This window comes from Paraburkholderia lebeckiae (assembly GCF_050436225.1).
In the GTDB taxonomy this organism is placed as follows: domain Bacteria; phylum Pseudomonadota; class Gammaproteobacteria; order Burkholderiales; family Burkholderiaceae; genus Paraburkholderia; species Paraburkholderia tuberum.
The window spans coordinates 1,369,081-1,388,846 of sequence record NZ_JBNDLU010000001.1 but is presented as its reverse complement, the minus strand read 5'-3'; the positions used below and the strand labels follow the sequence as shown (position 1 = coordinate 1,388,846).

Sequence of the window (19,766 nt, the reverse complement as noted above, 5' to 3'; positions counted from 1 at the left end):
CGGCGAGCCCGTCAGTGCGCGGTCGAAGCGGGAGCGGGCGACGCGGCCGAATGCGCCGCTGGCGACGCCTCGGGGGCGGGTCGCGCGTCGACCCGCTGACCCGGCTGCACCTTCTGCCAGCCATCGACGATCAGGCGCTCGCCGGGCTTCAGACCGTCGCGCACGGTCCAGCGTCCTTCGCCCTGTTCGCCGAGATTGATATTGCGGCGGACCACGGTGCCGTCGTCGGCGACCAACGCAACGCTTGCAATGCCGTTGTCGAGCTGCACTGCGCGCTCGGGAATACGGATGCCCTGCACATTGCCCGCCGCGATGATGCGCCCGCGCACGAACTGCCCCGGCAACAGCGTGCGGTCCGGATTCGCGAACTGCGCGCGCACCGTCTGCGTACCGGTCGACGGATCGACGACGAGATCGGCGAAGTCCAGAAAACCTCGCTCGTTGTAGACCTGGCCGTTGGCAAGGATCAGTTGCACCCCGACGTGCTTCATGCTGGTCGGCTTGCGCGCGCCCGACTGGATCTGCTGCTCGACGTCGAGCATCGCGGTATTCGACTGCGTGAACACCGCGTTGATCGGCGTCAGCTGATTGACCTGCGTGAGCAGCGTGGCCGCGCCCGCGCTGACGAGCGCGCCCTCGGTGACGAGCGCGCGGCCCGCGCGCCCGGCGATCGGCGTGCGTACGATGCAGCGATCGAGCCGCAGTTGCGCAAGCGAAACCGCAGCTTGCGCATCGGAGACATTGGCCTGCGCCTGCTGCATGGTCGCGAGCGCGGCGTCGTATTCCTGCGCGCTGACCGCATGACGGCCGACGAGCGGCTTGAAACGGTCCACCACCGACGCCGCGTTGTCGCGCACGGCGGTCGCGCGCGTGAGCGCGGCCTGCGCCTGCTGCAACTGCGCGCGATAGTCGCTCGCGTCGATCTGGAAGAGTGGGGCGTTGGCCGGCAGGTCCGTGCCTTCCTGATAGAGCGTGCGCTGGACGATGCCGTCGACGCGCGCGCGAATCTCGGCGGTGCGCACGGCCTCGATACGGCCAGGCAACTCGACGACATCGGCGACAGGGGTGGTGGAAACCGTTTCGACCAGCACGGGAACCGGCGGCATCGACGCGGCGGTGGGAGTTTGCGGCCGGTCGTTGCAGGCGGCAAGCAGGAGCGGCAAACCGGTGATCAGAAGCGATACGGCACGACTACGCAGGCGGAATGCGGAGCAAAGCAAGAGAAACTCCTTTGACCAAGGCAGTCTTTTTTGCGCGTGAGATCGGTGACGGATTTAACGGTTTGCGGTCGTATTAACTATCCAGAATGTGTGTGGGGGCGTTAATGCGGGGAAAAGATCTCTGTTGATCCTACCGTGTCTAGGTGGCTTGTCAATTTATTCTTGGTGGTCGCGAGTGGAATGGACTCGCCACGACCAGGCGGCGGACGCGGTGGTCATGACCGGGGATTCCCGCTCGCAGACGAGATCTTGAATGGTAATTGTCAATTACACGTCAATTGTCATCCAGCGATTGCCGTCATCGAAATCGATGCGCCTGAAAAAATAGTCCGAGTCGCCACACACTCACGTACGCTTGCGCTCCGGATGCCGCAACACCGAATGGTTGCGCCCGTATGACAGATAAATCGTCATGCCGATCACGAGCCACACGATGAGCCGCAGCCACGTGACGAGCGGCAAGCCGACCATCAGCAGCAGGCAGAACAGGATGCCGAGCACTGGCACGACCGGCACGCCGGGCGCCCGGAATGGACGCGTCGCCTCGGAGTCGCTGCGCCGCAGATAGAGCACCGCGCCGCACACGAGGACGAACGCGAACAGGGTGCCGATGCTGACCATCTCGCCGAGCACGCCGATCGGTGTCAGCGCCGCGACGATCGCGACGACGGTGCCGATCAGGATCTGACTCAGATAGGGTGTATGCAGACGCAGATGGACCCTCGAGAAAAAGTGCGGCAACAAACCGTCTTGCGACATCGTGAAGAAGATGCGGCTTTGTCCATAGAGCAGCACGAGTATCACAGTGGTCAGCCCCGACAACGCGCCGATTTTGATCAGGATCGAGAACCACGTGACCCCGATCGCGTCGACGCCCTTGGCGATCGGATCAGGAACGTTCAGCTCGGGGTACGCAACGAGGCCGGTCAGCACGCCGGCGACGAGGATGTACAGCACCGTACAGATGATCAGCGAGCCGAGAATGCCGATCGGCATGTCGCGCTGCGGCCGTCGCGCTTCCTGCGCGGCGGTCGACACCGCATCGAAGCCGATGAACGCGAAGAACACGACGGCCGAGCCGCGCAGAATACCGCTCATGCCGAAACTGCCGAACTGCCCGGTATTGGCAGGAATGAACGGATGCCAGTGTTCCGGCTTGATGAAAAACATCCCGATGGCGATAAACGCGACCACCACGGTCAGCTTGATCGCGACCATCACGTTGTTGAGCCGCGCCGACTCCTTCGTCCCCAACACGAGCAACGTGGTCAGGATCGCGATGATCAACACGGCCGGCAGGTTGATCACGCCGGTGACCGTCGAGCCATCGGCCAGTTTGACGACGGTGCCGGGGGCGGCGGCGAGGGTAGGTGGAATGTCGATGCCGACGTTGCGCAACAGGCTCACGATATAGCCGGACCAACCGACCGCGACGGTCGCGGCGCCCATCGCGTACTCGAGGATCAGGTCCCAGCCGATGATCCACGCGAAGATCTCGCCGAGCGTCGCATACGTGTACGTGTAGCTGCTCCCGCACACGGGCAGCATCGCCGCAAGCTCCGAATAGCACAGGCCGACGAACGCGCACGCGATGCCGCCCAGCACGAACGACAGCGTGATGGCCGGCCCCGCGAACTGCGCGGCGGCGGTCCCCGTCAGCACGAAGATGCCTGCGCCGATGATCGCGCCGATGCCCATCGCGGTGATACTCGTCGCGCCCAGCGTTTTCGACAGGTGACGGCCTTCTTCGACGTCCGCGCTGGCGACGATATCAGCAACGGTTTTGCGTGCCATGTAACCGGTATCGGCCATGATAAGTCGTCCCTTTTCAGTGTTGATCAGGCACGAACCGGTTAGGCTGCCATCGGCTCGTGGAGCACGACAAAAACATCCGTCGCCGCGCCCAAGGGCCACGGCAAGTGCGGAGAAAGCGTCTAACGGAAAATTCAGTCTATGCCGGATTAAAAGCAAAGTGAAATCCGCTTGCTTTGTCAGGGCGATAGGGCAGTGCGATGGCTGGCGCGCGTAGCGCCGGGCGTGCCGCGGGCCGTGGTGCATTTGTGCATTGCGATCGCAGGCAAGGCCTCTGGTTCGATTCAGGAGGACTTATGATGTGCGATTGCGGAATCGGCAAGCCAACGTGGACGATTTCAGGCTTGCGGGGCGGACCTCAGCCGATCCGTCCGCGCCGCAGCACCCTGCTCAGACCGAGCGAGTGCCCTGGGTCGTAGTAGTGAATGAGGAGTGTGCGCCGCTGTCCGTTCTGTACGTCGAGGTTCGCATGCTGAAGTGCGAAGCCGTTGAATTCGTAGACGCTGCCCGGCTTGACCGGAATGCGCTTGCAGTTGCCGACACGCAGATCATGCAAGGTATGCCAGCTGCGCCAGCTGAGCGGCAGGCTTTGCAGGAAGCCATGGCGCATCTTGCAGATCACGTTGGTCAGCGTCGTTACGGACAGGCGCGGCTTGCGGTACATCACGAGGTCGCCGTTGTGAACTCCGTCGGGTGCGAGCTGAAGCGGAATCAGCAGCGTCAGCAGGTGCGAGTCGTAGTGGCGGCAGTGGCTCTCGGCCAACGAAGTCTTGCTCGCACAGCGCAGTACGTGGAACGGCTCAGTCGGTAAGTTTGTCCGACCGAACTTTGCGGCCATTGCGCGCGCATTCGCGCAGATCGACTGTTCGAGTTCGCGAAAGGCCTGACCGCGACGCAGCATCTCCGCAATCTCTGCGCCGGACTGCGAGCGCGGTGCCGTCGTGGCAAACAGGTGGTCGATGAAGTCGTTGATTTCGACGATCGACTCCTGCGGAATCACGTCATCAAAAGACTTCAACGCGACGCTTTTGTCGATTCGAATCCGCTTAGTCTCTGTCTGCCCGCGCACGTCTGTGAGGGTGTCCATAGCCCAAATTTCCATTCGCTTTTTGTTCTACGACCGTATTGAAAAATATTCCCTACGAGGCGCGCACAATGTGCGCCAGCGTACATAAAGTCCTCAGGCGATGAGCTCAATCATTAAATCTAAAGCGGATTTATCTGACAGTTTTTGTAGATCTCGTTGGGCCGATTTGGAAAATGCCAGCTTGCCAGTCACGGTAAAACACGACATTTCAATTTAGCGGAAACGCGACATCTGAACTTTGGACTAACAGATTTTTCGTTGATAATTTATCTTATGTCAAATTATGAATCCTTCGGGAGCACGCATCGCACGCGCCACCCTCGATGCGCGTGCCGCGTGTCGGCCCCACGCCACAGGTGATGCACACCGATGCCCGGTGACGATCGCGAATCGTCCGAACCGCGACTCGTTCGCCTGCCACAACTGACGCCGCGTGCAGCCCGTTTCAACAAAACTGGCGCGGCAATTCAATTCCAATTTTATGGCGGGCCTAATCAGAGCCCTCACGAATTAAGACGCGCCGTGCGTACCGATTAATTCATGCACGCCCCACGCCGCAATTAGACAACTGCTAAATACTGCCTTGCGCACCACGAGAATAAGCTTTGTGGAGAAAGCCAATACCGCTATCGCAGTTCGCGGGGATTTTTTATCGTCGGCTATTGCCTTGTGGCTTAGAGACGTTTCGCATTTCTCTCAATCGGCCAGCGTGTCGCCGGTGAGCGACTGTGAATGGGCTACGTGCATTTCGACATGGCGTACGGGCGCAACGTGTTCGCCACCCTCCCACTGGCCGCGATGCGAGATGCATGTTCGAAAACGCGCAGACGCTCGGCATCCGCTATCAGTCGTTTCTTCGTCATCGAGCGTCCCGCCGATCCGAAGCCCATCACCTTTTCGTACTCACGCGGCCTGCCGTGCCTGAAGCGATTAAAGAAGTCATCGCCCGGCAGGCCGTTGTCGAGGCTCATCAGGCAGCCGTAGTCGAGCGACGCGCAATCGCTCAGTGAGCGCGCCGCGTCCTCCAATGCGCGATAGCGGCTTTGCAACGGTTCGTCGCGACCGAAAAGCGCGTGCAGTTCCTGATAAGTCACGAGTCTTTTGCGTTTCGCGGCACGCAGTAGCATCGCGGCAATATCGCGGGTCCTATCCATGTTCATGTCGTTCTCCTTACCGCCGGCTTGCAAGCGCCCAATGGCAACCGATGAAAGCGCTGTCAGCTTTATCGCGGTTATGCGTATCGCATCGGAAACTGCGGCATAAAATATTTCCGGTATTGAACGACGCAGCTAAAATTAAGCGGGTGGTTACTGGACTCGGGCTTCACAACGCCACTCTGCGCGAATGCCCCGTTTAGCTATAATCCGCCGGAAAAACGCCGCGAAGGGTTTTCAAGCTTCAAGCAGTTTTTTCGCAGCTCTCCGGCGAATCGCCACTCTGCATCGAAAAATGCATTCCAATTAGATTCGCAAAACAGGAATCGGCGCACACAAACGGCTCAGTCTTTCGACCTGCCGCCCGCACTTAAAAGCGCCCGACGTCAAGCGGTATGCGGCCTGGCGCTATCCGGGCTGCCAGAGCGAGCCGAGTGTTTAAAATCGCTTCATTCAGGTTAGCAAACGTTAAATTCAATCGCAAGACAGATATTTAAGATTTTGGAAAGAAAACATCGTGAAACCGCCTTACGTGAGGTTTGCGTGATTTTCTATCAGAGGAAAGACGCGATTGATTTTTTATTCTTTCGGACACAACGGGCGACTTTTAGATTATCTGTAGGTGACGCGCCCTCCTCACTGTCTACCCTGGTAACCGATTGAAGTCCGGTCAGCGACCCAACGGCGGAGTTCTCCGATGCATCGACCAAATGACGATTTGCCGACCGTCGCACGGCGTCTCACGGCGGGCAAGAAACTGCTCGACGGCGTCGCTGCGGCCGAGGTCGCGAGACAAATGGGCATGGCAAAGACCACCGTCGAGCGATATCGCAAGCTATTGGAGCAAGGTGGGCTCGAGGCACTGAGAAACATGAGCGTCGGCGGCCGCCATTCCGCACTCGCGGTGGCGGATCTGGACTGGTTGGCCCAGGCGCTGAGGGCCTCGCCGCGGGACTATGGCTTCGACGCCGATGGCTGGAGCAATGCGCGCATGCGCGAGCTGATAAGCCGTCAGTTCGGCATTTCGTACTCGCGAGTCTATGTATGGCAACTGGCCACCCGACTCGGCGTGTCTTATCGGCTCGGCCGGAATGCGCAGTAAAACGGCGGGCGTACCCAGCTAAAGCACGCGCGTGCGCATCGGCTCAAGCGCTTTCTCGAACCTTTGGCAGAAACTGCGGCGCCAGTTCGACCTCCGACCATCGGAACGGCAACGCGCCGCGACTGCGCCGCACTTCGTTCACATGAAACCGCACGAGCCGCTGCGCGCCTGCAAATGCCGCGAGTTCGTCGCCGTCCCAGATGATCTCTGCTCGCACCGCCAGATAAAGCAGATCGCCGGTTGCGAAGTCGATAAACAGCAGACCCGCGCGCGGATCGTGCACGAGGTTGCCGATCGTGTTGAAAAAGCGGTTGCCGCTGTAGTCGGGCGTGGTCAGCGTAGTTGCGTCGTCCACGCGCACGAAGCCCGGCGCACCGCCGCGATGGGAAACGTCGATCCCCTTTCCCGGCCCCGCTTCCTCGCTCAGATTCGCGCTGGCGATAAAGAACGTGTCCGCGCTCGCGAGCAACTCGCGGTCGGCACTGCTCAGAAGCGTGGCGATTTCGGGCTGCGCGCGCGTCGCGGCCGCGTCCCGCTCGATGAAAGACGGCGCGCGGCTCTGGATATACTTCGAGCAGTTGCCGAAGCTCTGCATGACTTCGACCTGCAACGTCTCGCCTTCCACGGACCGGACGACGCCATTTGCCCGATTGCGCCGCCGCGTACGCGGCTCGATGCCCAGCGCACCAAGCTGCGCGCCTTCCCGCCAACCTGCGGCGAGCGGATCGCCAGCCAATGCGCCACCTTCGATGCGCAATGTCCGCGCATCCGGTGATGAGACGAAACCCGGCGCACCCGCACGCAGCGTCGCCCACGGCTGAGCGCTCGCATCGACGCCGCCAATCACGACGAACGGCTGCGCGGCAAAGAACTCGCGATGCTGCTCAGGCATGAATCGGCGAATGCCCCGACGTCCCATCGACTCGGCCACCTCACGCACACCCGCGCGCTGCTGCGCATCCTGCTCGCCGGCATGAAACGGCGACGCGTCGCCTCCCCAGCTATTCAACGGGACGAACTCGGACATGATCGGACTCCTTTGCAAGATCTGACGCGGCCGTCGACGCGTATCACGCCGCCAGCAAGCCCGCCTTCGTCGAAGGCATCGCGATGAAACGCGGCAGTGCCTCCACGCGCTGCAGCCACGCGCGAATGTTCGGATACGGCTGCAACGACACGCCGCCCTCGGGCGCGTGAGCGATATACGTGTGCGCGGCGATATCGGCGATCGTGACGTGCGCGCCAGCCACGAACGGCTTACCGGCAAGCTCCTCGTCGATCACGTCGAACAGCTTGACGGCGATCTGCTTCGCACGTTCGTGGTCGAGCGGCGCGCCGAACACGGTCACGAGCCGCGCCGCGCACGGCCCGTAGGCGATCTGGCCAGCCGCGAGCGACAGCCAGCGCTGCACCGCCGCGGCGCCGCGCGGATCGTCGGGCAGCCACGATGCGTCGCCATAGCGCTTCGCCAGATAGACCAGAATCGCGTTCGAGTCGAACAGCGTGAACTCGCCGTCCTGAATCGTCGGCACCTGACCGAAAAGGTTCAGCGCGAGGTATTCGGGCTTGCGGTTGTCGCCCGCCTTCATGTTCAGCTCGATGACCTCGAACGGCAGATCGAGCAGCGTCAGAAACAGCTTCACGCGATGACCGTGGCCTGAAAGCAGCGTCGTATACAGCTTGATAGGCTCGGCGGGTCTGGCAGCGGGCATGGATGGCTCCGGATACGTTGAATGACACGCCCAGCATAAGGCGTAGGCACTGTCGCGCGGAAGCTCGATAATGCGGGAAACACAGTCAAGCGAGAATGGACAATCGATCATGGCCGATGTGCGCAACGTGAACCTGAACCGCCTCGCGATCTTCGTCGCGGTCATCGACGCCGGCTCGCTGAGCGCCGCCGCGACGCGGCTCGGGCTCGCGAAGACGATGGTCAGCACGCACATGCAGAGGCTCGAGGCGGAGGTCGGCGCGAGCCTGCTGGTGCGCACCACCCGGCGGCTCGGCGTCACCGAGGCGGGCCGCACGTTCTACGAGGCGAGCGTGAAGATTCTGCGCGCCACCGAGGACGCGCTGAACGCGCTCGGCGGGGAAACCTCACCGGTGCGCGGCACGCTGCGCGTCAGTGCGCCGAACGACTACGGCACGCTCGTCGTCACGCCCGCGCTGGTCGAATTGCGCCGCACGCATGCGCAGCTCGACGTCGAGCTGCTGAGCAGCGACCGCTACGTCGATCTGATCGCCGATGGCATCGATGTAGCGATCCGGCTTGGTCGCCTCGCGGATTCCAACTATCGCGCGGTGAAGCTCGGCAGTTTCGTCAAATGGCTCGTCGCGAGTCCGGAGTTCCTGCGGACGTGGGGCGCGCCGGGCACGCCGGCCGCGCTGGAGACCCTGCCCTATTGCGCGTTGTCGGTGCTGCCGCATCCGTTGACGCTCGATTTGCGGCACGTCGATGGCAAGATCGCGAGCGTGCGCTGCGCGTCCGCGTTGCGCGTCAACACGGCCGATGCCTGCCGCGCGGCGACGCTCGCGGGCGGCGGCATCGGTCTGTTGACGGATTTTTCGATCGCGGACGACGTCGCGGCGGGACGGCTGATCCGGCTGCTGCCCGAATGGGCGAGCGCACCGGCGAGCATTCAGGCCGTATTCCCGCCGACGAGTCACCCGCCGGCGAAGGTGCGCGCGTTGATCGATACGCTGAAGCGAAGGCTCGCGGCGGAACCTGCGGATTAGCACGGCAGATCCTTCTGGCGCTCCCATTCCAGCGCAACGGCGGTTAGCTTCTATCCGCGTTATCGCCCGATTTGCTCTACTGCGACGATGCGCGCCGCACCCCGCGGCCTCGCCTGATCGTCAATGTGGAGAGCTTATGTCCGCCATTTCCCGTCCTGCTCAAGGGGTTCTCACCGTCGCGTGTCCGAGCGCGGCGGGCCAGGTTGCCGCCGTCGCTGGCTTTCTCGAACGGCATCGTTGCTATGTCGACGAACTCACCGTATTCGACGACGAACTGAGCGAGCGCTTTTTCGTGCGCTGCGTGTTTCACCACGTCGATAGCGACGATGCGCTGCAGATCGCCACGCTGAAGCAGGAATTCGCGCCGATCGCCGAACACTTCCGGATGACGTGGGCGATCCACGATCTGTCGAGCCGGCCGAAAGTCCTGATCATGGTTTCCAGGCTCGAACACTGTCTCGCCGACCTGCTGTTTCGCTGGCGCATGGGCGAACTGAAGATGGACATCGTCGGCATCGGCTCCAATCATCGCGATCTCGAACCGCTCGCGCGACAGCACGGCCTGCCGTTCCATCATCTGCCGATTACAGCCGACACGAAGCCACAACAGGAAGCCGGCCTGCTCGATCTGTTCGATACGTCCGGCGCGGAACTGCTGATTCTCGCGCGCTACATGCAGATCCTGTCCGCCGAAACGAGCCGCGCGCTCGCCGGGCGCGCGATCAATATCCACCATTCGTTCCTACCCGGTTTCAAGGGAGCAAGACCGTATCATCAGGCCCATGCGCGCGGCGTCAAGGTGATCGGCGCCACTGCGCATTTCGTCACCGACGATCTCGACGAAGGTCCGATCATCGAGCAGGGAGTCGAACCGGTCGATCACTCGTACAGCCCCGAACGGCTACTGACGACCGGACGCGACGTCGAATGCATTACGCTCGCGCGCGCGGTCAAGGCGTTCGTCGAGCGGCGTGTGTTCATCAACGGCGAGCGCACCGTCGTGCTGCGGTAAACAGAAAAACGCCGCTGAAAAGCGGCGTTTTCGGATGCTGCGTCGACGCCTGGCCGAGTTACTTCACCCAGCTATCCACCCGGTCCGCATGCGCGCTGACCCACGCGTCGGCCGCTGCAGCCGGCTTTTCGCCATTCTGCGTGGCCAGCATCACCGCGTCGATCTCGCCCGGCTTCCATTGGAACTTTTTCAGGAACGCGACCACGGTCGGCGCTTTTTTCTCGAGCTCGGGATTCACCACGCTATCCACGTGCTCGGCTTCACCGAATACCTTCTTCGGATCGTCGAGGAATTTCAGCTTGTACTTGGCGAACATCCAGTGCGGCTTCCATCCGGTCACGATGATCGGCTTGCTGGCCGCCTCCGAGCGCGCCAGTTCGGCGGTCATCGCGCTTCCGGAACTCGGCATCAGCTGATAGTCGAGCCCATAGGCCTTGATCGCCTCGCTGGTTTTCTGCATCACACCCGCGCCGGCGTCGATGCCGACGATGCGCGCGCCGAACTCCGCCTTCTTCGCCTGCAGATCGCCGACGCTCTTCACGTCCACGTTGTCCGGCACGATCAGACCGATCTTCGCGTCGTTGAAGTTCGGCCCGAGGTCGACCACCTTGTCCTTGAAGTTGTTCCAGTAGGCGCCGTGCGTGACCGGCAGCCACGCGGACAGCGTCGCGTCGAGATCGCCGCGCGCCACGCCCTGCCACATCACGCCGGCCGCCACCGGCACCAGTTGCACCTGATAACCGAGGCGTTTTTCGATCACCTCGGCGGCCACGTTCGACGTCGCCACGCTATCGTCCCAGCCCTCCACGTAACCGATCTTGATGGTCGGTTTCGAATCGGCCGACACGCCCGCACTGACCGCCGCCAGCATCACCCCCAACGCGCTTGCCACCACTATCTTTCCGATCAGTCTCATCGACGTTCTCCCGTTGATCCATTTGCCCATTGACGCGTTTGCCATCGAACCGCACATTGCGTATTTAGAATCGCCAACCAGAATTGCCGGGTAGCGTTGTTTTGCGACATGCAGTTGTCCGCATGCGACTTCCACGCAAATCCGCCCAGTATTTGCCGTGTCGTTGTGGTGTTATCAGTCGTATTACTTGTCGACGACGAGATCGGTCAGCGGCTTGCTACAGCACAGCAGCACCATGCCTTGATCGATCTCGCGCTGACGGATACCGCCCGCATGCTTCATCGCCACTTCGCCCGACACGAGCTTCACCTTGCAGGTGCCGCACATGCCTTGTGTGCACGACGCCGGCAGCCGCACGCCCGCCTGCTTCGCCGCATCGAGCACATGCTGGCCGCCGCCGCACTCGATCTCGCGATGACTGCGCGTAAAGCTCACCTTGAAACGCGTGGCGGTTTCGGCCGGCGCGGACGCATCGCTCAGTGTGTCCGCGACATGCGCTTCGGCCGATTGCGCAGCCACTTCGCTGACGGTCTCGAACGAGAAGCTTTCCTCGTGATAGTGCTGGCGATCGAAGCCGCCTTCATCGAGCAGATTGCGCACCGCCTGCATATACGGCGCGGGGCCGCACGTGAAAATCTCGCGCTCGAGAAAATCCGGCGCAATCAGTTTCAGCAGCGGCAGCGTCAGAAAGCCGGTGATGCCGGGCCAATTGGTGCGCGTGCCCACGCGTTCGCAGACGAACGCGGTGCGGAAATGCGCCTGATTGGCGGCGATCAGATCGAGCTCGCGCGCGAAGATGATGTCGTCCGGCGTACGCGCGCTGTGCACGAAGACGATATCGCTGTCCTCGCCGAGTTCATGATGCGCGCGGCTCATCGACATCAGCGGCGTGATGCCCGAGCCCGCCGACAAAAACAGGAACTTGCGCGCCGGATGCCGCGCGCAGGTGAATTCGCCGGCTGGGCCCAGCACGCGTACCTGCATACCCGCGTGCAGATGGTCGTGCAGCCAGTTGGACACCGGGCCGCCCGGCACGCGCTTGACGGTGATCGAAATCGTATGCGGCCGTGTGGGCGCAGACGAAATCGTATAGCAGCGATTGACGCGCTCGCCGTCAATCTCCAACTCCAGCGTGATGAATTGCCCCGGCTCGAACACGAACGCCCGACCGAATGGCGCGCGGAAGAAGAAACTCTTCACGTCGTGCGTTTCGCTGCGGACCTGGCAGCACTCCAGCGTGTCGTCGGCGTCGCTGCTCCAGCGCGCCGGCAACGCGTCCCAGAAGCGCGGCTGCGTGACCCGGCTCGGCGCGTCGGCTGGATTCTGTGAAGTCTGCTCGATGTCCGGTTGAAACATGGCCTGATCGCGCATCATGGTTGTCCCCCCGCTCCTCATTGCGGTCTTGCGCTCAGCGCACGGACGACACGACTTTCTCGTCGTGCACCGCCCGTGGGTTCGCGTCGTAATCCGCGAGACGGCCGATATACCACTCGCAGAACTTTTCGACGAGTCCTTCGGTGAACGGCGAATAAGGCCCCGGCTCATACGCGCTGCTCGTCGCGCCGCGCTGCGAATATTCGACGAGCGCGCGATCCTGGTCGTTGGTCGCGCGCCATACGGCGGTCAGATTGTCGACGTCGTAATCGATGCCTTCGCGCGCGTCCTTGTGCACGAGCCATTTGGTGCGCACCAGCGTCTTGCCGGCCGACAGCGGAATCGCCGAGAAACTGACGATGTGGTCGCTCATGAAGTGATGCCACGAGTTCGGCTGGGTCCAGAACGACAGGCCGCCGAGATCCGCATGCTTGAAACCGCCGAGCAGTTTCTTCGAGGCGACCTTCGCGTCGAGCGTCTGCGATTCGCCGTCGCGATCGAGCGGCAGACGTTGCGTACGAAACCCGGTGACCAGGTCGGCGAGCCGCTCGATTTCCGCCGAGGGCAACTGCATCGCCTCCCACTGCGCGGTGCGGCGCGCGACCGTCGTCTCGAACGCGGCCATGCCCTCCTCGTTCGCCGGCGTGCGCTGATAACCGAAACCGTATTCGTACAGCGAGATGGTCAGCTCCGGATGGTTCGCCACGCAGTGATAGCACTCGCGATTGTTTTCCATCGTCAGCTTCCAGTTGCCCTCCTCGATGATGTCGATCGACGCGGCGATCTTGCAGCCGGCCAGATTGTGCGGCAACAGATACGGTTCCATCGCGGCGCGCATCACGGCGAAATCGGCGGGCGGCTGCTCGGCGAGGCAGATGAAAATCAGTCCGGCGAGATTTTCGACATGCACCGCTTTCAGACTATGTTTGCAGCGCTCGAACTGCTCGCCCATGTGCTCGGCGAACATCAGGTCGCCATTGAGGCTATACGTCCAGCTGTGATACGGACAGACGATATTGCCGAGCGAGCCCTTGCCGGTATTGCACAGACGCGCGCCGCGATGGCGGCATACGTTATGAAACGCACGCACCCGCATGTCGTCGTCGCGCACGATCAGGATCGAATCGTCGCCGATCTCGACCGTCACATAGTCGCCCGGCTCGGGCACGTCGGGCTCGACCGCGACCTGAATCCAGTGCTGACGGAAAATCGCGTCGATGTCGATCGCGAAAATATCCTCGCTCGTATAGAACGGCGCTTCCAGCGTGTAATTCTGCTTGCGGCGTTCGATCATTGCGCGAACGTCTGCGGAAACTTTCATTGTGTGCTCCGTTGCGTGTCACGTCTGGCGCCGCGCCAGGCCCTCCTGGTCGCATGCTGGCCCGAGCCGGAATTCAGTAATCGACCAGTTGATGCTCGCGCAAATACGCGAGTATCACTTGTGCTTTTTCGACGGAACTCCCTTCAATTACGACGCTGCCGCCGCGGCTCTCGGTCGTCGTCGCCGACAGCATGCGCGCGTGGCCTGAGCGCTTTTCGGCGGCGGCGAGGCGCACCGGTTTCGCTGTGGCGGGGCCGATCGTCCATACGGACTGTTCGGGAGTGGTGCCGTGCCGCGCGTCGGCGCGCTCGATCGTGCCTCCGCGCATCCGTGCATACGCGTACGACGTCGCGACGTTCGCGAGCGGATGCACGGCAACCAATGCCGGCAGCCGCACTTCGACGCGCCGTCGCAGGCCCTTCGGCATGAACTGCCGGACCTGCGCTCGACCGTCGCGCAGCGCCAGATCGACGGCGGCGCCGACGAGCGGCACCGCCAGCGCATGCGCGACGCGATATGGCAGCATGCCGCTATCGAAACCGCCTTCGGCGCGCGTGCCGGTCAGCACCAGCTCGTAGCCACGCAAACGCGCGGCGAGTCGCGGCGCAGGATCGGCGTCGGGCGGCATCTCGAGCACTTCGACCGAACGCGCGCCGAGCGCCAGATACTCTTTCAACGCGGCGTTCGACGGATCGCCCGCGTTCAGCACGTCGAGCGTCGCGCCATGCGTTCTGACGAGCGACAGCGCCAGCGTCAACGCCGCCGCATCGTTGCGGCTGTAGCGCGCGACGCCGCTGACCGGGTGACGTCCGACTGAAACCAGCACGGCGATCTTCATGCGAGCACTCCTTCGGCAAGCTTGCCCGGCCGCAGCAGCGCGGCGGAGGTGGCGCGGGCACCGCGCGCCGCGGCCGCCGCCTCGTTGAGCGCCGCGATGGTTTCCTGCGCGTCGGCGATCACGGTCAGATTCGCGCGCTTCGCGATCGGCGCGCTCGCGTCGAGATTCACCGCGATCACATGGCGGCAATCCTTGATGCCTTGCAGATGCTGCACCGCCCCCGAGATGCCGAACGCGATATACACGCTCGCCTCGACGGTCTTGCCGGTCGCGCCGATCTGCTTGTCGCGCGTGAACTTGCCGTCGTCGACGGCAACCCGGCTGGCACCGATCGCCGCGCCGAGGGTCGCCGCGAGTCGCTCGAACGCGGGCACGTCGCTGACGCCGTTGCCCGCCGACACGATGAAATCCGCCTCCTCCAGCGCGACCTGCGCGGCGTCGATTTCGTCGATGCCGAGATCGTGTATCGCTCCTTGCGCGACTGTGCTGTTCGCTTCGCGCTCGAAGCGCCACGCGACCCGCTCGCCCGCGCCGACGAACGGCAGCTTCGGATCGACCGCATTCGGCTCGAGCAGCACGACCCCGGGCAGCGCGCGGCTGGCGAGCGCCGAATTCGCGCGAATATAGGTGCACACGTGCCCGGCATCGATCTCGACGACGTGCGTCGCGACGCTTGCATCGGCCGCCGCCGCATAGCGGCGGCCGAGGTCGCCGTCGCCGGTCGCGTTGTCGGGCAGCAAGACATGGGCTGGCGCATAGGCCGCGACGCAGGCCGCCAGCGCATTCAGTTCATCGTCCGGCGCGTAGGTGCGGCGATCGAACATCGGCAATTCGATCAGCTTGTCGGCGCCGAGCGCGGCGGCATCGCCGGTGAATTCGCCGAACACCAGCAGCACGACTTCGCTGTGCGTGTCCGCGATCAGCGCGGCGGCCGCGAGCGTCTGGCGCGCGTGCTCATCGAGCGCGCCGCGGTCCGTGTGCGCCGCGACCAGCAGCGCATGGTGCGGCGTGGCCGTCGTGCGGCGCGGCTTCGGCTGTTCGCCATGCGCGGCGTGACGCGCATCAGCCAGCGACGCACTGCCGCCGGCGTCCGCGATGCCAACGACGCCGAGCGTGATGCGCCTGAGTCCCTGTGCCGTCACCGTGAACGGCCGGCGCGGATCGATTCGTTTGAGCGTATTCATCATCGCGTTACTCCAGCGCCGCGGCGACCAGTTCGGCCACGTCCAGCACTTCCGGTCGCGGCCCCACCACCCCTTCGAGCATCGCGGTGCAATTCGGGCAGCCGACCGCGACGATCTCCGCGCCGCTCGCGCGCGCGTCGTCGATACGGATGTCGGGAATCCGCCGTTTGCCGGGAATATCGGTCAGCGGTGCGCCGCCGCCGCCACCGCAGCAGCGTCCGCGCAGGCCGTGACGCTCCATCTCGACCACCTTGATGCCGATGCTCTTCAGCACCCGGCGCGGCGCTTCCGTCTCGCCGTTGTAGCGGCCCAGATAGCACGGGTCGTGATACGTGATGTTGCGCTCCGCGACGGCGGCGGCCGCGCGCGGCGACAGCTTGCCGCTCGCGATAAGTTCGTCGATCAGCGCCGTGTGATGCTGCACCTGATAGAACCCGCCGAGCGCGCGATATTCGTTGCGCAGGCTATGCAGCACGTGCGGATCGGCGGTAACGATGCGCGCGAACGAGTACTGCGCGAGCGTCCCGATCAGCGTACGGGCCAGTTGCTGGAACGTCGCTTCGTCGCCGAGCCGCCGCGCGGTGTCGCCGGTATCGGTCTCGACACCGCCGAGCACCGCGTAATCGACGCCTGCGCGGTTCAGCACCTTGACGAGCGCGCGCAGCGTGCGCTGATAGCGCATGTCGAACGCGCCTTCGCCGGCGATCAGCAGCACGTCCACGTGACGGCCCGGCTGCGCGACCTGCACCTGCAGATCGACGGCCCAGTCGTAGCGCGCGCCGATGTCGTAGCCGTTGAGGCTGCCGGTTTCGCGCAGATTCGCAAGCGTCGCCGGCCCCTTGCCCGGCACGCTGCCTTCGACGAGCGTCTGATTGCGGCGCATGTCCACGATCGCGTCCACGTGCTCGATCAGCATCGGACACTCCTGCACGCAGGCGCGGCAGGTCGTGCAGGACCACAGCGTGTCCGCTTCGATCAACGTCGAGATCAGCGGCTTGCCGGGCGCGCCCGCGTGCTTGCCGACAGGAATGCCGGGCGTCGGGCTGCCTGCGTACTGTGCGTCGGTGCCGCCGACCATGCCGGTTACCAGATCCTGAATCAGCTTCTTCGGATTGAGCGGCTGACCGGCCGCGAACGCGGGGCACGCCGCTTCGCATTTGCCGCATTGCACGCAGGCGTCGAAGCTGAGCAACTGGTTCCAGCGGAATTCGACCGGTTTGCCGACGCCGTATTCTTTCGCGTCGAGCAGCGGTGTTTTCAGTGCGGCGGGCGGCACGGCATCGCGAGCGGCGGCAAAACCAGCAAAGCGCTCCTGACGCGGATGAAACGCGAGGTGCAGCAGACCGGCCACCGCATGTTTCATCGGACCGCCACGCGCCGCGCCGAACGTCATCGTGAACGCGCCCGCCGCGATCAGCAGCGCGACGATCACCGCGAGCGCGCCGGACATCGCCGTCGCGGGCAGCGCGATGAACAGCACGAGACCGAGCGCGAACGCGCCGAGCAGCAGCGGCAACTGATCCCACGGGCCGCGCGACAGCCGCGCCGGCACCGTCTTCGCGCCATGCCGGCGGCGCCAGACGAACACCGTGCCGATCAGCATCGCCAGCGCGGCGAGAAAGATCAGCTTGTCGAGCCACGGCGAGTAGATCGCGAGGCCGTAGTTGACGAACACGAGCGCCATCGCGAGGATCGCTCCGCCCGCCGTGGCAACGTGCGTGCGGGCGATATACGGATCGCGTGCGACCACGTGATGCAGGTCGACGAAGTAACGCTTCGGGATCGCGAGCAGATTGGCCCAGCCATACGCGCCCGCGGCGGTCGCGCGGCCTTCGCGCCAGTAGGCGGCGCGGCGCGCCAGCGCGAACGCGAGACCGGCCACCGACACCCACAGCAGGACGGTGATGACAAACACGGGGCTCATCGTCAGAAATCCTTGCAAAGGCGCAGCGCGTCGTAGATCGCGCCGTGAATGTTGTGCATGGAGATGCAGTCGCCGACCCGGAACAGCAGGAAGCGGCCGTCGCCGAGCTGCTCGTCGAGACCCGGTTGCGGTTCGGACGCGAACAGTTTGTGCACGTCGACCTGGCCGCGATTGACCGATTCAGGCTTCAGTTTCCAGTAAAGCCGGTCGTTCGGCGTACTGCCGTTTTCGATCACCACCTGATCGACCGCGCGCTCCTCCTGCTCCTCGGTGTACTCGTTGCGGATCACGGCGATCTTCTTGCCGTCCTCCTCGTACACCCTGTCGAGCCAGTAATTGGGCGTATGGATCACGCCTTGCGCGTACAGACGGCGATAGAAGATCGGGAACGTGGTGCCGCCGACGTCGTCGGCGACCTTCACGTCGGGCGTGACGATCTCCACGTTCGCGCCGCGGCTCGCGATGAAATCGGCGACGCCCGCCCCCGCATGCGTGCTGACGCCGTCGTACACGAGCACGTTCCTGCCCGGCTCGACCTTGCCGGCCAGCACGTCCCACGAACTGACCGCGAGCCCCGCGTCGACGCCCCACGCCGCGACCTGCGACGTGAACGCCGAACCGCCGGTGGCGAGCACGACGATGTCGGGCTTCTCGGCCATGATGGTCCGCTCGTCGGCGGCGACACCGAGGCGGCGGTCCACGCCGAGGCGCTTCGTCTCCATGTCGAACCAGCGCACGATGCCCGCCATCTGCTCGCGCTGCGGCGCTTTCGCCGCCAGCATGATCTGGCCGCCCACGTGATCGTTCTTTTCGAACAGCACCACGTCGTGACCGCGCGACTTCGCGACCCGCGCCGCTTCGAGCCCCGCCGGCCCCGCGCCGACCACCACAACCTTGCGCTTCGGCCCGCGCGTCTTCGCGATCACGTGCGGCATCGTCGCTTCGCGCGAGGTCGCCGCGTTCTGCACGCACAGCACGTCGAGCCCGTTGTACTGACGGTCGATGCAGTAGTTCGCGCCGACGCACTGCCTGATTTCGTCCTCGCGGCCATCGCGGATCTTGATGACCATATGCGGATCGGCGATCTGTGCGCGCGTCATGCCGACCAGATCGACCATGCCGCTCGCGAGCAAGCGCTCGGCCTGGCCCGCGTCGCGAATGCTTTGCGCGTGCATCACCGGCACCTTGACGACCTGCTTGATGCCGGCCGCGAGATGCACGAACGGCTCGGGCGGCAGCGCCATCGGCGGCATGCAGTTGGCGAGCGTATTGTGGGTGTCCGCGCCGGAACCGATCACGCCGAGATAGTCGATCAGGCCGGTCTCGCTCATCGCCTGGGCAATCTCTTTCAGCTGCTCGTGATCGAGTCCATCTTCGTGGAATTCGTCGCCACACATGCGCAGGCCGACGCAGAAGTCGGCGCCCGCCGCCGCGCGCACCGCCCGCAACACTTCGACGCCGAAACGCAGGCGGTTTTCGAGCGAGCCGCCCCATTCGTCGGTACGAAAGTTGGTGCGCGGGCTCCAGAACTGATCGATCAGATGCTGGTGCGCCGCCGAGATCTCGATGCCGTCCATGCCCGCATCCTTCACGCGCTTCGCGGCCGCCGCGAAGTCGCCGATGATGCGGCGGATCTCTTCGACCTCGATGATCTTCGCGTTGCCGCGATGCACCGGCTCGCGCACTCCCGACGGCGACATCAGATGCGGCCAGTGCTCGCCGTGAAACGCCGAGCGGCGTCCCATGTGGGTGGCCTGAATCATGATTTTCGCGCCATGCGCGTGCATTGCTTCGGCGAGCCGCGCGAGCGGATCGACGATCCGGTCGGTGGCGAGATTCACCGACTTCCACCAGCCTTGCGGGCTGTCGATCGACACCGGGCTCGAACCGCCGCACACGGCGAGTCCGACTCCGCCCTTGGCCTTTTCCTCGTAGTACCGGATATAACGGTCGCCGGGCAGACCACCCGGCTCCGCATAGACCTCCGCGTGCGCGGTACTGACGATGCGATTGCGCAGCGTCAGCTTGTTCAACGTGAGCGGCTTGAAAAGGTTCGGGTAACGCATCGCGATCGACCTCGGAATGC

Annotated in this window: 15 protein-coding genes and 1 pseudogene; 3 read left to right on the top strand and 13 right to left on the bottom strand. The window is 63.8% G+C overall.

All coding sequences use genetic code 11. The annotated features are described in order from the left end of the window. Positions 1–11: 11 nt before the first annotated feature. From OKW45_RS06550 to OKW45_RS06535, 4 genes are all read right to left on the bottom strand, one after another. Positions 12–1,220, bottom strand: coding sequence for an efflux RND transporter periplasmic adaptor subunit (locus tag OKW45_RS06550; protein ID WP_429466681.1), 1,209 nt, complete (start codon positions 1,218–1,220; stop codon positions 12–14). Positions 1,221–1,565: 345 nt separating this feature from the next. Then, positions 1,566–3,032, bottom strand: coding sequence for an amino acid permease (locus OKW45_RS06545; protein ID WP_429466679.1), 1,467 nt, complete (start codon positions 3,030–3,032; stop codon positions 1,566–1,568). Positions 3,033–3,390: 358 nt separating this feature from the next. Continuing rightward, positions 3,391–4,119: a hypothetical protein gene (locus OKW45_RS06540; protein ID WP_429466677.1), complete on the bottom strand. Its 729-nt coding sequence runs from the start codon at positions 4,117–4,119 to the stop codon at positions 3,391–3,393. Between the two features lie 737 nt (positions 4,120–4,856). Continuing rightward, on the bottom strand, positions 4,857–5,279 hold the full coding sequence (locus OKW45_RS06535) for a hypothetical protein (RefSeq protein ID WP_429466675.1): 423 nt from the start codon (positions 5,277–5,279) through the stop codon (positions 4,857–4,859). 691 nt (positions 5,280–5,970) lie between these two features. On the opposite strand from OKW45_RS06535, the gene OKW45_RS06530 reads away from it, so the two are divergent. Further along, on the top strand, positions 5,971–6,375 hold the full coding sequence (locus OKW45_RS06530) for a helix-turn-helix domain-containing protein (RefSeq protein ID WP_090809994.1): 405 nt from the start codon (positions 5,971–5,973) through the stop codon (positions 6,373–6,375). A 70-nt stretch (positions 6,376–6,445) separates the two neighbouring features. Here OKW45_RS06530 and OKW45_RS06525 read toward each other — a convergent pair. Next, positions 6,446–7,402 (bottom strand): annotated as a pseudogene (locus tag OKW45_RS06525) (pyridoxamine 5'-phosphate oxidase family protein); the annotation flags it as partial. Positions 7,403–7,445: 43 nt separating this feature from the next. Beyond that, positions 7,446–8,087 (bottom strand): glutathione S-transferase family protein, encoded by a 642-nt coding sequence (locus tag OKW45_RS06520; RefSeq protein ID WP_429466673.1) that lies wholly within the window; start codon positions 8,085–8,087, stop codon positions 7,446–7,448. A gap of 109 nt (positions 8,088–8,196) precedes the next feature. On the opposite strand from OKW45_RS06520, the gene OKW45_RS06515 reads away from it, so the two are divergent. Next, positions 8,197–9,111, top strand: a complete 915-nt coding sequence (locus OKW45_RS06515) for a LysR family transcriptional regulator (protein WP_429466671.1) — start codon at positions 8,197–8,199, stop codon at positions 9,109–9,111. A 136-nt stretch (positions 9,112–9,247) separates the two neighbouring features. Continuing rightward, positions 9,248–10,123 (top strand): formyltetrahydrofolate deformylase, encoded by an 876-nt coding sequence (gene purU, locus OKW45_RS06510; protein WP_429466669.1) that lies wholly within the window; start codon positions 9,248–9,250, stop codon positions 10,121–10,123. Between the two features lie 58 nt (positions 10,124–10,181). Here purU and OKW45_RS06505 read toward each other — a convergent pair whose 3' ends face one another. The 7 genes from OKW45_RS06505 to OKW45_RS06475 all read right to left on the bottom strand — a co-directional run bounded on the left by OKW45_RS06505 (position 10,182) and on the right by OKW45_RS06475 (position 19,746). Beyond that, complete coding sequence (locus OKW45_RS06505) at positions 10,182–11,039, bottom strand: glycine betaine ABC transporter substrate-binding protein (RefSeq protein ID WP_026226642.1); 858 nt, start codon at positions 11,037–11,039, stop codon at positions 10,182–10,184. A gap of 183 nt (positions 11,040–11,222) precedes the next feature. Beyond that, a complete protein-coding gene (locus OKW45_RS06500) occupies positions 11,223–12,413 on the bottom strand; it encodes an FAD-binding oxidoreductase (RefSeq protein ID WP_429466667.1) in 1,191 nt (396 codons plus the stop codon). A gap of 34 nt (positions 12,414–12,447) precedes the next feature. Continuing rightward, the gene (locus OKW45_RS06495; protein WP_429466665.1) at positions 12,448–13,734 is read right to left on the bottom strand and encodes an aromatic ring-hydroxylating oxygenase subunit alpha; all 1,287 of its coding nucleotides are present in this window, start codon (positions 13,732–13,734) and stop codon (positions 12,448–12,450) included. 73 nt (positions 13,735–13,807) lie between these two features. After that, entirely contained in the window at positions 13,808–14,572 is a 765-nt protein-coding gene (locus tag OKW45_RS06490; protein WP_429466663.1) for an electron transfer flavoprotein subunit beta/FixA family protein, read from the bottom strand. Then, positions 14,569–15,756 (bottom strand): electron transfer flavoprotein subunit alpha/FixB family protein, encoded by a 1,188-nt coding sequence (locus OKW45_RS06485; protein ID WP_429469281.1) that lies wholly within the window; start codon positions 15,754–15,756, stop codon positions 14,569–14,571. Before OKW45_RS06485 ends, OKW45_RS06490 begins: the two co-directional genes overlap by 4 nt. Before the next feature lie 7 nt (positions 15,757–15,763). Next, a complete protein-coding gene (locus tag OKW45_RS06480) occupies positions 15,764–17,680 on the bottom strand; it encodes a (Fe-S)-binding protein (protein ID WP_429466661.1) in 1,917 nt (638 codons plus the stop codon). A 2-nt stretch (positions 17,681–17,682) separates the two neighbouring features. Further along, entirely contained in the window at positions 17,683–19,746 is a 2,064-nt protein-coding gene (locus tag OKW45_RS06475; protein WP_429466660.1) for an oxidoreductase, read from the bottom strand. Positions 19,747–19,766 lie beyond the last annotated feature (20 nt).